The sequence below is a fragment of the Hymenobacter sp. BRD128 genome, assembly GCF_013256625.1.
Classification (GTDB): Bacteria; Bacteroidota; Bacteroidia; order Cytophagales; family Hymenobacteraceae; genus Hymenobacter.
On sequence record NZ_CP053908.1, the window covers coordinates 3,165,144 to 3,179,800 of the forward strand.

The following is a 14,657-nucleotide window of genomic DNA, read 5'->3' on the forward strand; positions in this document are numbered from 1 at the left end:
GGATTACTAATTATCTCCTGCATCAGGCGTTCCTCCTTACCGGGGCGGGTAGCATCCAAGTCAAGCAAGGAACGCTGGCGCGTCCGACGCAATGTCACAATTCGCGCCAAATTTGCAATTTCCTTCATTAAAAAAATGCTTTACAAACGTTTAAAGGCACTTTTACCCTACCTAAGCACGCAAAAAACCTCCGTTCAAAAACAAGCACGTTATCCTTGCCAACGCTGAGAATTTATTCAAGCTTTGCATCTTGGAGTAGTATGCGCAATTTACTACGATAAGATGTCACATTTCGGTTTTTTTCAGGCAACCCTAAGCTTTCGGCTAAGCCACACAGGCACTTATAGTAATTAATTTTTCACTTTTATCTTAAATTAATCCTTTTTTATATAAAATTAATCCTTGTCACAGACGGACTGCCTCTTTCCTTTTGAGGGTTGAACACACGGAGGAGATTTGTATCAACAATTCACTCTAACAATTCACGCTCATCATGTTTCAGCTCCTCACCATCGCATTATTTCAGGTTTTCACTTTCACGAATCAGCCTGCTAAAGTCGCCATAGGCGGTACGGGCTGGGGCAACGGCGATATTGTAGCCATAGGCGGTACGGGCTGGGGCAACGGCGATATTGTAGCCATAGGCGGTACGGGCTGGGGCAACGGCGATATTGCGGCCATAGGCGGTACGGGCTGGGGCAACGGCGATATTGCGGCCATAGGCGGTACGGGCTGGGGAAATAGTGATGTTGTGGCCTAAGGCCGACCAATCGCTGCACCATAAATCAAGCCTGCCTAACTTGCCGACGACATTCTGTACTGTCGTCACTAAATGAGATATTTTTGGCTAGGTAGCTTGTTCGTGCTGTTGGCAAGTGCCTGCTCGACACCTTCTGCAAAACTAGCTTCTACTCCTATTACTGCCCGCTGGGCCCGCGACCCCGAAACCCTCGACCCGCTGGCCTTGCCCAATCAAAATGCCTACGATGCCAGCAATCTGCTGCATCTTGCCCTTTTGCAAATTGATTACCAGCGCAATACCTTCTCGCCGGCGCTAGCCCAAGCGTTTCCAGGGGTGCGCTACCAAGGCGATTCACTCACGCTATTAGAATATCAGCTGCGGGAAGCTGCTACCTGGGACGATGGCCGCCCAGTGCTGGCGACCGACGTAGACTTCACGCTGAAGCTGATGCAGTGCCCCGGGCTACCCAATGAAAACAGCCGGGTACAGTATGGCTTTATTCGTCAGGTACGTATCGACCCGGCCAATCCGCGCCGCTTTACACTGGTATGTCGCGGCCGGAGCACCGAAATTACCACTAGCTCAGGTGATTTTTCGATATTACCTGAGGCACCCCTTGACCCGGCGCATACTTTGCGCAGCCTGCCGCTAGCTACCTTGCAGGAATGGCCGGCCAGCCGCCCGCCCGCCCCCGCCGTAGCGGCTGTGGTGCGGCGCTATCAGCAAGCCAACCTAGCGCGCCAGCCCAATAACCTGCCCGGCTGTGGCCCTTATCGCTTGGCTGCCTGGCACACAAACCATGAGCTGCGCTTTCGGCGCAAGGCCCATTGGTGGGCCGATAAGCTACCGGCGGCCCCGTTTGTGCTGCTGGCCCGTCCGCAGGAACTAGTTTTTTCGATTTTGCCCGATGATGCGGCGGCAGCGCTAGCCCTGCGGCGCCACGATATTGATATTTACCCACAGGTACCAGCGCGAATTTTTCAGCAGCTGCAAGCGTCGCCCGCCGCCCGGCGAGAATTCGTGTTTTATACCAAACCGTCGTATGACATCCTGATGGTGGGCTTTAATACGCGGCGGCCTATTTTGGGCGACCGGCGTACCCGCCGCGCCCTCAGCCGGTTGTTCGACCCGGTGCAGCTCCTCCTGGCTACGCAGCTCGGCCAGGGCTCCCGCACCGTGGGCTTGCTGCCTCCTACCAATCCATTTTATAACGATAGCTTGTCGTTGCCAACGTATGCTCCGGCCCAGGCCAGCGCTTTATTGCGCCAAGCCGGCTGGCAGCGCGGGGCCGATGGCCACTGGCGTCAGCCGGGCTCGGCCGCACCGCTAGCAGTAGCCGTGCGCTACCGTGCCGAAGAGGCCACGTTTGCTACCGTTGGGTTGCAGTTTCAAGCGGCCGCGGCGCAGCTAGGCATTCCGGTCACGCTGCTACCGGCCGAAAGCTCGGTCACTACCAGTAGCTTGCAGGCGGGCGACTTCGACCTGTACATCCGCCTGATAAAAGGCAGTCCGCTGGGCCTCAACTTTGCGCCTATGCTGCACTCCCAGGCCATTGGCGCGGGCAATCTTACCGGCTTTGGGCGCCCCGACACCGACCGCCTGCTCCTTGCCATTACTACCGAAGGCAACCTGCTCCGCAAGCGGCGGATGCTACGACGCTTTCAGATAATACTTCAAGAGGAAATGCCCATGCTGCCCCTCTTTTTTCTACCTTATCGCCTGGCGGCCAGCCGCCAGCTCCAGCACGTAGTGGCCTCTGGCCTGAAGCCGGGCTACGCCGTAGCGGCCCTTTCCTGGCCCGCAGCCGAGGTGCCGTCGGCTAGCCTCCGCTAGCTATGCTACGCTGGCTGGTAGCGCGGTTGGGACGCGCAGCGGCGGCGGCCTGGTTTATTGCCTCGCTGGTTTTTATTGTCGGTCGGCTGCTACCGGGTAGCCCCGAGCAGCAAATGCTGGCCGAACCCGGCGACCTGAATCATCCGGCAATTGGTATCCATTCGGCCATAAGCCAGGACGAGGGCCGCCGGGCCCTACGCCACCGGCTAGGGCTGGCGCTACCCATTTTCTACGTTACGCGCACGCCTGGGCCGCCCGTGCGCTGGCAATGGCACGGCACCGCCAACCAATACCATGCCTGGGTGGCGGCATTGCTACACGGCAACTGGGGCTACTCTTACCGCGATGGGCAGCCGGTGTTAGTATCTGTTCGCCAAGCCCTGGCTTATAGCCTGCCTCTGGCGGGTGGCGCAGCGGTGCTGGCCGTGGGGCTGGCGCTGGCGCTGGCCTTATACCTGGCGCGGGCACCGGGCGGCGTGCTGCGGCAGGCAACCTTTGCGCTGCTGGGTGCTTTGCAGGTAACTCCCTTGTTCCTGCTGTCGCTGGGGTTGTTGCTTCTACTAGCCAACCCTGACTTTATCCATGCCTTACCGGCTTCTGGCCAAGCGCCGGCCGATAGCACGAGTTGGCAATTGGTCGGCTACTGGCTGGCGCGCGCGGTGCTGCCCGTGCTCAGCTTGGTGCTGGCGGTACTGCCCGAGCTGACGTTGCCGCTAGTGGCACTGCTGCGCCACGAAGCCCGGGCCGGCTACGCTACCACCGCCCGCGCCAAGGGCTTGGCAGTAAACCAGCTGCTGTGGCACCATGCGTTGCCCAATGCCCTGCTGCCCTTGCTTACTACGCTTACCGACCTACTGCCCGCGCTCGCCGCCGGTGTAGTGGTGGTAGAAGTGCTGTTTGCGCTGCCGGGCACCGGCCGCCTGCTGGCCGAAGCCGCCGCCGCGCACGACTACCCTGTGGTGGTGGCCGGCGTGCTGCTAACCGCGGCGGCCCGGCTGCTAGGCCTGGTGCTGGCCGATATTCTCTATTTTTTGCTCGACCCTCGCCTTCGTCCTGCTGCATGAAAATCGCGCTGCTTCCTTCGCGTTCGCAGCCGGTTTACTACTGGCTCGCCTTGGCCTGGCTGGGGTTGCTGGTCGCGGCGGGGCTACTGGCCCCTTGGCTACCACTACCTTACATTGCTGCCACTCCCGATTTGCAGCACATAGCCACTCCCCCGAGTGGGGGGCTAGCCCGGCGCACTACCTGGGCACCGACGCACTAGGGCGCGATGTACTAGCTGGCTTAGTGGCGGGGGCGAGGCGACTACTATTGCTGAGCTTACCAGCGGTAGTGCTGGCTACCGCGGCCGGCGCTCTTGCCGGGGCTGCGGCAGGCTTTTGGGGTGACCACCAACTACGCCTGCCAACAGCGGCGGCGGCCTGGGGGCTAGCGGCCGGGTGGTGGTGGCTTGCCTTGCCTGGCAGCGGAGCACTTTGCTGCTTGGTTATCATTGCCCTGATGCTCTCGCTGATGGTTTGGCTGCCACCACACCACCCAGCCCGGTGGCAGCCGTGGCGCACGTTTGCCTTGCCGCTAGACAGTTTAGTGCTGGGGTTGGTTACACTGCTTGGTGCTGTTCCACGTCTCATTCTGCTGGTAGCTCTGGTAGCTGGGCCGCCGCTCACGCAAATTCAGCTACTCGGGGTGCTGGCCCTCATGGCTTGGCCCGATACCGCCCGCCTCGTGCGGGGACAAATGCTGCGCGTGCGTATCCAACCCTTTATTGATGCTGCCCGCGCCAGCGGGCTGCCTGCGGGGCGCATCTGGTGGCACCACGCCCTGCCTCACGCCTGCCGCCCCCTGCTCGCCTACGCTCCGCTTAGCCTGGCCGGGCTCATTGGCCTCGAAAGTACCCTGGCGTTTCTCGGTATCGGCCAGGGGCCCGACGTGGTGAGCTGGGGCAGCTTGCTAGCTACTGTGCGCCAAGACCCTGCCACTTGGTGGGCAGCTGCCGCACCAAGCGTAGCGCTACTGGCTACGCTGCTGGCGCTGCAAAAAGTAGCGAATGCCAGCCCGGCAGAACCCAATAACTAGCCTTATGCTACCCAAAAGCAGGTCAATTTTGTCACAAATTTGAAATAATGACTGAATATTGTGTCATGTTCTAATTTCATAAAATACTTAAAATCAGCAAACTAATTTTATTATCTGTAATATTATTTTTTAAAATTTCATTTTACCAAGTGAATTTTAAGTTTTTTGATTGAATAAATTACCAAACTTCAATGTCACAAAAACACTGAAAGTGTCCTTTTTTCAGTTCAAATGAGGCAGTAATCTTGTGCAAGAATTACGTTAAAAGAGGTACGCGCCGTCCACTATTCTACCCCTGCTATTCTGCTAGCCACCATGAAAAGTACCATTTCAACTAGGCAGCGATTTGCCTGTCTTACCTCTCTGCCGCCCGATTATTTGGTCGCTCCAGCCGAACGCGACTTTACTACGCTGGATGGCCGCATAGTGCCCCGGGCCCTGGGCGAAATGGCTTTGCGCCAGCATACAGCACTATTAGTTGGTGGCCTACTCATTGGCGAGTGGCCCGAGCAGCTTTAACCCCGGTTCACAAAAAATAACAAATAGCAGCACAAACAATCATTTTTAACGCAGCGCGATTTGGTTTGACCCCTACTTCATTTCTTATCTACTAGTCCGTTTATCAACGTCCACTTATTGTCCCCCAAGTATTTTAGAAGCGGAAGGCTTATAGCAAAAAAAGCCCGCTGGCAATGCCAGCGGGCCTTTTTGTTTAGCAGGCTTGCTAGAGGGCCAGCTGCCGCTGCACCAGGGCTAGCCCATCGGCAAAAGAATGCGGCTGGTAGCCTAGCTCTCGCTCGGCCTTAGCAATGCAAAAGCCGGTGCGCAGCGGCCGACGCGCCGGCTGGGTAAAAATCTGACCATCAACCCTTTCTAGTAATGTCGCATCGAGCCCAAAGGTAGTGGCTACCTGCTGGGCCATCTGGAAGGGCGTGAGCAGTTCGGGCCCGCTGAGGTGAAAAATACCTTGAGCCGATTGCCGGGCCAGCAGCCAGCAGCCCTGAGCTAAGTCCTCGGCTAGGGTGGGCGTGCGCCACTGGTCATCTACCACCTTGATTTTTTGACCTTTGCGCAGCGACTCATATACCCAAAGCACCAGATTGCTGCGGCCGGCGACTAGCGAAGTGCCATACACGAGTACGGTGCGGGCAATGGCCCAGCGCAGCCCGGCCGTGCGCTGCACCGCCTGCTCGGCAGCCAGCTTGCTAGCTCCGTAGTGGCTGATGGGGTCAGGCAGCGCCTCCTCGCTCAGCAGCGCCTCGGTGCCGTTGAAAATGAAATCGGTGCTGAGGTGCGTGAGGTGCACATCGAGCTGGGCGCATGCGGCAGCCAGGTGCGCTACTGCCGTTACGTTCTGGCTCCAGCAGGCCGCCTGGTTTAGCTCGCACTCGTCGACCTGCGTCATGGCTGCCGTGTGGATAACGTGGGTGGGCCGCTGCTGCCCCAGCACTTGCTGCACCTTGCTAGCATCGGTCACGTCGAGCGGCACAAAGTGCAGGGTTGGATAGCTGGTAGCCAGCCGGTTGGCCCCGCGCGCCGTGGCCACTAGCTCTATGCCGGAAGTTTGGTGCAGCAGCGCCACAAGCTTCTGGCCGAGCAAGCCGTTGGAACCGGTAAGGAGAATTTTCACGCGCCGCTAGTATTTATATCCGTACAACTCACTGATTTTCTTTTTCTTGAGCTTCTCCACGCGCATGTTCATTTTGAGGTCGGCGAGAGGCCGGTCGCGGCTATCGCGGGGTAACGCGGCTATTTTATCAATAACTTCTTGCCCTTGAATGACCTGCCCGAACACGGTATATTGCCCGTCCAAAAAATGGGTACCCTGGTGGCTGCCGACAATATAAAACTGACTGCTGTTGCTAGCCCGCTGCGGATTGACAAAATCGGCCTGACGGGCGGCGGCCACGGCTCCGTAGTCGTGCCGATGGCCGGCGGCCAGCTCGGCCGGGATAGTAGGGTCGCCCGCCGGCCCCTGGCCGTCGTTGGTGGGGTCAGCATCCTTGGAGTTGGGGTCGCCACCCTGCACCATAAAATTAGGAATAACCCGGTGAAAAGTCGTGCCGCTGTAATAGCCGCTAGCCGCCTTTTTCAAAAAATTGGTCCGGTGCAACGGCGTGTCTTCAAACAAGATAAGCCGAATATCGCCCAGGCTGGTAGTGATAGTCACTACCTCATCTTTTTTGCTACTTTTCGGTGGTTTAGCAGCCAGCAACGGGAGGCTTAGCGCTACTCCAAGTACCAGTGCCACGGCGCAGCGTAGGCGACTAGGCCAATTCATAGGCAAAAGATGAAATAGTTGTGAGTAGCAAAAATAACGTCGCCGCCCCAAAGCATTACTGCTCGCCCCGGTGCTCGCGAATGCTGGCCAGGATAGCCGCGCCTCCGTGCCCCAGCACGTGTTCGGCCACGGCCATACCCAGGCCCTCGGCCTGGGCGGCGGGGGCAGTCTGAGTGAAATCGACGTATTCCTCGCCGCTGAGGCTGATGAGGCCGCCGTGCAGGTGCATATCGCCGGCCTCGGTGAGGCTAGCCAGGGCAAACGAGGGGATGCTGCACCCGCCTTCCATCGTCCGCAAAAAGGCGCGCTCGGCCAGCAGGCAACGGTGGGTAGCCGGGTGGTCGAGGGCTTGCTTTACCTTCTCTTTCAAGGCTTTGTCCAGAAAACGTGAGCATTCGACGGCGATGCTGCCCTGGCCCACGGGCGGCACGAAGCGCTCGGCGGGTAGCACGTGCCGGATAAGGTGGTCGTAGCCCATGCGGTGCACGCCGGCGTAGGCCAGCACCAGGGCGTCGTACTGACCTTCTTCGAGCTTGCGCACGCGGGTTTGAAGGTTGCCGCGCGCCTCGGCGGTGCTGGCCAGGGGGTAAAAACGGCGCAGCAACGCCTTGCGCCGGGTGCTGCTGGTACCCAGCAGAATACCGGCCCGGCCGATGTCAAAATTTTCCTGAAAGCTGATAACCACGTCGTTGACCTGCTCGCGCTCCAGAAAAGCCAGCAGCTCCAGGTCGGGCGGAATAGTGCTTTGCACATCCTTGGCCGAGTGCACGGCCAGGTGGGTATCACCCCGGCGCAGGCTTTCTTCCAGTTCTTCGGTGAAGACGCCCTTGGCCCCGATTTTGGCCAGCGAACGGTCGAGCACTTGGTCGCCCACGGTTTGCATGGGCACAATTTCAGTGGCCAGGCCGGCTTGGTTGAGCAGGCTAGCCACGTGCTCGGTTTGCCACAGGGCGAGGCGCGAGGCGCGGGTGGCCAGGCGAATAACAGATTCAGACATAACTAATTAGTAGCTGAGCGCTTAGTCTTTAGGCAATAGCAGTGGGTGGAAGCGCAGCCCATTCAACCGATTAAATTCGAGCGAGGGGGCCGGAATCTTAAAAAACTGCCCGGCACTGACCAGCGGCTGGGCGCTTGAGCCGTTGAGGCCCGGCAGGCGGGCGAGCGTGACATCGGGCGACAAATAAAACTGGCGATAGCGGGTGAATTTCACCTCCTGACCATTGGCGTCGAAATAAGGCGGGTTGGCGTGGCCGCCGGTCATGCCGCTGCCGCTGTAGCCCAGGTCGAGGGCTAGCCAGCGCGGAAACGACGGCCCCACGGGCAGCACCGAGGCCAGGTTCAGCGAAAGCCAGTACTGCTGGCCGTTGTAGTCCTTTAGCATCTGATTGCCAACGGTATGACCTAGCAAATTGGGCCGATAAGGCGGGTAGATGCTCTGGCGCCAGCCGTAGCGCAAATTCACTTTTTGCTCGCCCCAGCCGTATTGCTGGCCCATAAACAGCCCGATGCCGGTGAGGTTGGCGGCCATGTCGCCCTTCGAAAAGCCCCAGCCCTCGGAGCGACCGTCAAACAGCTCAATGGTAGTTTGATACAGCAGCGCGATGAGGCCGCCGGTGAGCACCGAAGCCCGCTCATTGACCCCGCTCCAGCGAAACAGCTCGTACTCGCCCCGGCTGATGGCGTAGGCGGTGGTGGCGTGGCCCACCTTGTCCATTTGCAGCCACTCGCCGTTGTCGTTGAAGGCGTGGAACGGCACGCGCTTGGTATACCAGGTTTTGCCTAAGAAGTAGGAAGTCAGCGCGTAAACTGCCGCCGTGCCCACCACCACGCCGATAAAGCGGCCCTGATTGATGCCGGTGTTCGTGCCAGGGTCGGGGGCGGGCACTCCTACCTGCGCCCGCGCCGGCTGGCCTAGCCCCAGGCCGGCAGCAAGCAGAAACGAATACAGGCGGTGGCGCATCGGGCAAAGGTCGTCAGGAAAAGCAGTAGCGCGCAGCGCCGGCGCTGCGCGCTACTAGGCGCGGCGCAGCTGCTGGCCCAGGCGCAGGGAAGCATCGACGAAGACCATGCGTGGGTTGGCGTTGCGCTCGATGTGGTAGTGCGCCGTATTCAGCTCCTCGCTGAGCTGGTCGGCGTTGCGGGCAGTCACAAACTTGCTGAAACCTTGCACGAATTGCTGCTCACCGCTGGGCAGGTGCGGCACCATGTGCGGGTCGATGCCGAAGAGCAACACCTTGCGCAACAACCCTAGCGAAAAGCTGAGCTGCTCCTTCTGGTTTTCGCGGCCCATCTTCTGGAACTCGTCGGCGAGGGCCAGCACTTCGGTCATTTTCAAGGTAAAGCACTTGCGCATCCACTTGATAAAGAACTCGGCGTAGTCGTGGTCGGCGCTTTGCTCGCGGCTGGCGATGGCCGCGCCCAGGTTGCCCTCGGCCAGCTGCGCCACCTGGCGGGCCTTCGCCTCAGGCACGTGGTAGTGCGCAGTCAAATAAGTAGTTATATCATCTTCCGAGAACGGGCGCACTGCCACCGGCTGCACCCGGCTGATGATGGTAGGCAGCAGCCGCTCGGGCTCGTTGCTAACCAGCAGAAACACCGTGGCGGGCGGCGGCTCTTCCAGCAGCTTGAGCACGGCATTGGCGGCAGCCGGGTGCATCAGCTCGGGCAGCCAGATAATCACGAGCTTAAACCGCGCCTCAAACGCCTTGAGTGACACGAGCTTGAGCAGCTGCCCGGCCTCTTCCTTTGAGATACTGCCCTGCTTGTTTTCGGCCCCAATGTGCTGCATCCAGTCGTTGAAGCCCTGGTAAGGGCTTTCGGCCAGAAAGGTGCGCCACTCGGCCATAAACTTGCCGCTGGTGGCATCCTTGGGCACCGCCTTGGTGGTAGTAGTGGGCAGAATAAAGTTGAGGTCAGGGTGAGCCAGCTTGATGATTTTCAAGCAGGCCGGGCAGTGACCGCAACTATCGGCGGCATCGTCGGTGCGGCTTTCACAGTTGAGGTATTGGGCGTAGGCGAGGGCTAGCGGCAGCGCCGCCGAACCCTCGGCCCCGCGAAACAGCTGGGCGTGCGCCACGTGCCCGCGCTGCACCGACTGGCGCAGCACCTGCTTGAGGGTAGTTTGGTTGGGGATGTCGGCGAACAGCACTACTTAAAACTTAAAAATCATTGCTTCTAACACCATAAGTAATTGGAGCAACACATACCAGCCAATAACTACTCCTACTACAGCTACCAACCTTTCGCCTACTGCTGTGAAGTGGTGAACGGCCCACCATAATCCAACTCCTCCGAGTAGCCAGTAAACGCCGATTATCAACTTTGCCACTGGCTGCACCTCGCTCATAGTCAAAGATATAATTGGCAAAAAAGATATTACCAGTAACCCTACTCCGCTTAGTAGGTAGCCCATGGTATTCAATTTTGGTTTCGTCGGATTCATACCAGTCAGATTTATCCAATTATAGCAGGCAATGTAATCAAGAAACCTTATCCCAAACTCTATCCTCTTCCGTCTGCTTAAAAACCTCCGCGATAATGCCTTGTTCCACGGCATCATAGGCTAGCCCGCGGCGGCCCATCACACGCTCGGCCACCTCGGCAAACTTGTTGAGTTTGAAGGTCTCAAAACCGGCCGCCCCGCCCCAGCTGAAGCTAGGGATGAAGGTGCGCGGGAAGCCGGCACCGAAGACATTAGCCCCCACGCCGACCACCGTGCCGGTGTTGAACATGGTGTTGATGCCGGCCTTGGCGTGGTCGCCCATGAGCAGGCCGCAGAAGGTTTGGCCGGTATCGACAAAGCGCTTGGCGGCGTGGCTCCACACTTTCACCGGGGCGTAGTTGTTCTTGAGGTTCGAGGTATTGGTATCGGCCCCGAGGTTGCACCACTCGCCAATAATCGAGTTGCCGAGGTAGCCATCGTGGCCTTTGTTGCTGTAGCCCAGTAGGATACTGTTGCCGATTTCCCCGCCCACCTTGCAGTAGGGCCCGATGGTGTTGTCGCCGCGCAGCCGCACACCCGCGTTGGCCACCGCGCCTTCGCACAGGGCTAGCGGACCTTTCAGAATGGCGCCTTCCTGCACTTCCGCATTTTTGCCCAGGTAAATGGGGCCGGCCTCGGCGTTCAGAATCGCGGCGCGAATTTTTACGCCTTCTTCGATAAAGATATTTTCGGGCGCATACACCAGGGTGTGGGCGTCGCCCACCGGCTGCGAGGTGCGCCCAGCCGTGAGCAGCTTAAAATCCTGCCGAATCTCGGCGCCATTGCGCAGAAACAGGTGCCAGGGCCGCTCGATTACGGAGACATCTTCCAGCGCCTGGCGCACTTCCAGGCCGTCCTGGATGAGCTCGGCCACCTTAGAGGCGTCGGCCAGGTGGGCAGCCACCAGCGTTTCGCCGCAATAAAGGCCCTGGCCGGGGCGCAGCGCCAGCACCTGGCGGGCCAGCAGGTCGTCAGGACAAGCCGCGCCGTTTACCACCAGTGCTGGGCCGGCCACGTGGCCGGCCGGAAACTTGGCCTGCAAATACGGCTGCGTGAGGTAGCCTACCGAGCTGGGGGCTAGCCGGCGCTCCCACTTTTCGGCGATGGTGAGGATGCCGCAGCGCAGCGCCGCCACCGGCCGCGTGAACGTGAGCGGCAGCAGGTGCGGCCGGATAGCCGGGTCGTCGAACAGCAGAAGATGCATGGTGGGAAAAGGTTGGCGGTGGCTTTTTAATAAAGAGCCAGCAGTGGCGGAAAAACAAATTTACGGTGGCCAGCCGGGTAGGCCGGCAAAAAAAAGCTCCTCCCGAGGTAATCGGAAGGAGCTTTGAAAAGCTGGCGGCGGCCAGCCGAAAGCCAGGAGCGGCAGCCAGAAACTATTCTTTGCCTGCGCTGCTCTGCGCCTTGTTGGCGTAGCGGCTGCGGAATTTCTCCACGCGGCCGGCCGTGTCGATGAACATATTTTTGCCCGTGTAGAAGGGGTGCGAAGCGCTGCTTACTTCGATTTTAATCACCGGGTAGGTGTTGCCGTCTTCCCACTGAATGGTCTCAGCCGAGGTCATCGTGGAGCGGGTAATAAATTTAAAGTCCGACGAGGTGTCCTGAAAAACTACCTGACGGTACTCGGGGTGCGTGTCCTTTTTCATATACGGGAGGGCCTATTTACCTGTTAAACCCTGCCGGTTTTGCGGAAGGGACTGCAAAAGTACGCATTAGCTAGGATAAAATCAACCTACGGCGACAAGATACCGCCTAGCCACCCGGCCTATTGAGCCTGGCGGGCAAGGGCGTGGGGCACCTGCCCAAGGTGAAGCGCCCGCCCGCCGTTATTTCGCCAAAAATTTTGGGCTAGCGTCTTCTTATTCTTTCTCCTACCGCCATGCGCCTGTGCTTCGCCTCTAATAATGCCCACAAGCTCGATGAAATCAGGCCGCTGCTACCGGCTGCTGTGCAGCTGCTAAGCCTAGCCGACATTGGCTGCCGCGAGGAGCTGCCCGAAACCCAGCCCACGCTGGAGGGCAACGCCCGCCAGAAGGCGCAGTACGTGTGGGACCACTATGGCGTGGCCTGCTTTGCCGACGACACCGGGCTGGAGGTAGACGCCCTGGGCGGCGCGCCCGGCGTGTACTCGGCCCGCTACGCGGGACCCCAGCGCGAGGCCGCCGACAACGTGGCCAAGCTGCTGCGCGAGCTAGCCACCCAGCCCCACCGCCAGGCGCGCTTTCGCACCGTTATCTCGCTGGTACGCAGCTCCAGTGATGCGCACGAGTTTAGCGGCGAGGTGGCGGGCGTTATCGCGGCGGCGCCCATTGGGCGGGGCGGCTTTGGCTACGACCCAGTGTTCGTGCCCAGCGAGGGTGACGGCCGCACATTTGCCGAAATGACCCTGGCCGAGAAAAATATGCTCAGCCACCGGGCGCGGGCAGTGGCGGAGCTACTGGGCTTTTTGAATGTAGAATTGGGAATTAGGCAGGAAGAATCGCCGTCCGAATAATTCCTCCTGCCTGATTCTCCATTCCAAATTCAGAAAACCTACCTTTGCCCTCCGTTATGCAGCATCCCTACCTCGTTGGTATCACGGGCGGCAGCGCATCGGGCAAAACCACGTTTTTGCGCCGCCTGCTGGCCGCTTTTCCCGAACGCGACATCTGTCTGATTTCGCAGGATAATTATTACCACCCCCGCGACCAGCAGCACCGCGATGAGCAGGGCGTCGAAAACTTCGACCTGCCCTCCAGCATCGATTCGCTGGCCTACGCCGCCGATGTGCGCCAGCTGCGCGCCGGGCACGAGGTGCGCCGCAAGGAGTACATCTTTAATAACTCCAACGCGGTGCCCGCCGAGCTGGTATTTCGGCCCGCGCCCATTGTGGTAGTGGAGGGCATTTTCGTGTTCTACTTCGAGGAAATTGCCAGGCTGCTCGACCTCAAAGTGTACATCGATGCCCAGGAACACGTGAAGCTGCACCGCCGCATAGTGCGCGACCGCGATGAGCGCGGCTACGACGTCCAAGATGTACTATATCGCTACGCCAACCACGTAGCGCCTACCTACGAGAAGTACATCCAACCCTTTAAAGCTGACGCGGATATTATTATTCCGAACAACCGCCACTTCGAGAATGGGCTAGCCGTGCTGATAGGCTACCTGCGCGGCAAGGTGGCGGAGGGACTGTAGGACGGACGAGGGCTAGCCTCCCGTAGCGGCCTCTGCATCTTGAGCCGTATCTCATTCTGCAACGTAATTAATATCGCTACGCCGGGCCTAAAACCCCTTGACTGACAACTGTGTATAGCAAAGCTGAAGCTTCCCAGCTGCGCCAGGCGTTCTGGACTGCTTTTGGGCAGTATATGGCCCCGGTGCTCTCGGCCGAGGGCCTGGCCACCAATTGGATAAACTATAAGACGGGCGTGAAAGGCATCGCCTTCAAGCTGCACGCCGACAACCGCCGCGCCCGCATCAGTATCGAGCTCACGCCACCCGATGCGGGCGTGCGCGAGCTGTTCTTCGAGCAGTTTCTAGCCCTCAAAACCCTGCTGCACGAAACGCTGGGCGAGGAATGGAGCTGGGAAGCCGATGCCGTGAACGAGCACCACCAGCCTTTAAGCCGCATTTATAAGGAGCTAGCCCCCGCCAACCTGTTCAACCGCGATGACTGGCCGGCGCTGATTTCGTTTTTTAAGCCCCGGCTCATTGCCCTCGATGCGTTTTGGAGCGGCGCGCAGTACGCCTTCGAAGAGCTGCGCGAGTGGTAGCGGCTAGCCCGCACTTGGGTCTAACTCGCTATCGGGGTTATATTTGTGGCCCTGCCCGAAGTATGCGCTATTCACTTTCCCAATTTAAGCACCTAGTACGCGTGGCCCTGGTGGCCCTGCCCGTGCTGCTGTTGCTGGGCCTGAACGGGCGGGTAGTGAGCTTGTTGCGCCCGGCTAGCCCGGCTACCACGCAGCTGAGCACGGCGCCCCGCGCCACGGTAGTGAAGCATAAAGTGCTGTTGGAAGCAGCTTCGCCGCTGGGTAGCTACGTGGCCCCCGCGTTTGCGCTGGGCTGGCTGCCGGCTACGCTGCCCGCTGCCTGGCTGCCGCGCCTGGTGCGCCGGGCGGTGGCCCGGGCCCCGGTGGGGGCGCCAGCCGGGTTTGTGGCCCAAGTGTGCCGCCAGCGGCTGCTAGAAGCGGCTTTGTCGCCGCAGGCGCCTTAATGAGGGTCAGGAGCTAGGAGTCAAAAGCCACGGGTTGCACTTAATG

At 59.5% G+C, this 14,657-nt stretch carries 15 protein-coding genes; 8 read left to right on the forward strand and 7 right to left on the reverse strand.

Annotated elements, in window-relative coordinates; all coding sequences use genetic code 11:
• Nucleotides 1-493: 493 nt before the first annotated feature.
• The 4 genes from GKZ68_RS13950 to GKZ68_RS13965 all read left to right on the forward strand — a co-directional run bounded on the left by GKZ68_RS13950 (nt 494) and on the right by GKZ68_RS13965 (nt 4,651).
• Nucleotides 494-760: a hypothetical protein gene (locus GKZ68_RS13950; protein WP_173115813.1), complete on the forward strand. Its 267-nt coding sequence runs from the start codon at nt 494-496 to the stop codon at nt 758-760.
• A gap of 102 nt (nt 761-862) precedes the next feature.
• Nucleotides 863-2,575, forward strand: a complete 1,713-nt coding sequence (locus tag GKZ68_RS13955; protein WP_173115816.1) for an ABC transporter substrate-binding protein — start codon at nt 863-865, stop codon at nt 2,573-2,575.
• A gap of 2 nt (nt 2,576-2,577) precedes the next feature.
• A complete protein-coding gene (locus tag GKZ68_RS13960) occupies nt 2,578-3,639 on the forward strand; it encodes an ABC transporter permease (protein ID WP_173115818.1) in 1,062 nt (353 codons plus the stop codon).
• Nucleotides 3,640-4,087: 448 nt separating this feature from the next.
• Nucleotides 4,088-4,651: an ABC transporter permease subunit gene (locus GKZ68_RS13965; RefSeq protein WP_302052015.1), complete on the forward strand. Its 564-nt coding sequence runs from the start codon at nt 4,088-4,090 to the stop codon at nt 4,649-4,651.
• 724 nt (nt 4,652-5,375) lie between these two features.
• Here GKZ68_RS13965 and GKZ68_RS13970 read toward each other — a convergent pair.
• The 7 genes from GKZ68_RS13970 to GKZ68_RS14000 all read right to left on the reverse strand — a co-directional run bounded on the left by GKZ68_RS13970 (nt 5,376) and on the right by GKZ68_RS14000 (nt 12,059).
• The gene (locus GKZ68_RS13970; RefSeq protein WP_173115822.1) at nt 5,376-6,281 is read right to left on the reverse strand and encodes an SDR family oxidoreductase; all 906 of its coding nucleotides are present in this window, start codon (nt 6,279-6,281) and stop codon (nt 5,376-5,378) included.
• 6 nt (nt 6,282-6,287) lie between these two features.
• Nucleotides 6,288-6,821 (reverse strand): peptidylprolyl isomerase, encoded by a 534-nt coding sequence (locus GKZ68_RS13975; RefSeq protein WP_254244008.1) that lies wholly within the window; start codon nt 6,819-6,821, stop codon nt 6,288-6,290.
• A 166-nt stretch (nt 6,822-6,987) separates the two neighbouring features.
• Nucleotides 6,988-7,929, reverse strand: coding sequence for a hydroxymethylbilane synthase (gene hemC / locus GKZ68_RS13980; RefSeq protein WP_173115825.1), 942 nt, complete (start codon nt 7,927-7,929; stop codon nt 6,988-6,990).
• Between the two features lie 21 nt (nt 7,930-7,950).
• A complete protein-coding gene (locus GKZ68_RS13985) occupies nt 7,951-8,892 on the reverse strand; it encodes a DUF2279 domain-containing protein (protein WP_173115827.1) in 942 nt (313 codons plus the stop codon).
• Nucleotides 8,893-8,946: 54 nt separating this feature from the next.
• Entirely contained in the window at nt 8,947-10,080 is a 1,134-nt protein-coding gene (locus GKZ68_RS13990; protein ID WP_173115829.1) for a DNA polymerase III subunit delta, read from the reverse strand.
• A gap of 331 nt (nt 10,081-10,411) precedes the next feature.
• Nucleotides 10,412-11,617 carry a GlmU family protein gene (locus GKZ68_RS13995; RefSeq protein ID WP_173115831.1) on the reverse strand — a complete coding sequence of 402 codons (1,206 nt, stop codon included), beginning with the start codon at nt 11,615-11,617 and terminating at the stop codon, nt 10,412-10,414.
• Nucleotides 11,618-11,789: 172 nt separating this feature from the next.
• Nucleotides 11,790-12,059, reverse strand: coding sequence for a type B 50S ribosomal protein L31 (locus GKZ68_RS14000; protein ID WP_173115833.1), 270 nt, complete (start codon nt 12,057-12,059; stop codon nt 11,790-11,792).
• A gap of 233 nt (nt 12,060-12,292) precedes the next feature.
• On the opposite strand from GKZ68_RS14000, the gene rdgB reads away from it, so the two are divergent.
• From rdgB to GKZ68_RS14020, 4 genes are all read left to right on the forward strand, one after another.
• Nucleotides 12,293-12,907, forward strand: a complete 615-nt coding sequence (gene rdgB / locus GKZ68_RS14005) for an RdgB/HAM1 family non-canonical purine NTP pyrophosphatase (RefSeq protein ID WP_173115835.1) — start codon at nt 12,293-12,295, stop codon at nt 12,905-12,907.
• A gap of 56 nt (nt 12,908-12,963) precedes the next feature.
• Nucleotides 12,964-13,590 carry a uridine kinase gene (locus GKZ68_RS14010; protein ID WP_173115837.1) on the forward strand — a complete coding sequence of 209 codons (627 nt, stop codon included), beginning with the start codon at nt 12,964-12,966 and terminating at the stop codon, nt 13,588-13,590.
• A 110-nt stretch (nt 13,591-13,700) separates the two neighbouring features.
• On the forward strand, nt 13,701-14,168 hold the full coding sequence (locus GKZ68_RS14015; RefSeq protein WP_173115839.1) for a DUF4268 domain-containing protein: 468 nt from the start codon (nt 13,701-13,703) through the stop codon (nt 14,166-14,168).
• A gap of 62 nt (nt 14,169-14,230) precedes the next feature.
• Complete coding sequence (locus tag GKZ68_RS14020) at nt 14,231-14,611, forward strand: hypothetical protein (RefSeq protein WP_173115841.1); 381 nt, start codon at nt 14,231-14,233, stop codon at nt 14,609-14,611.
• Nucleotides 14,612-14,657: the final 46 nt, after the last annotated feature.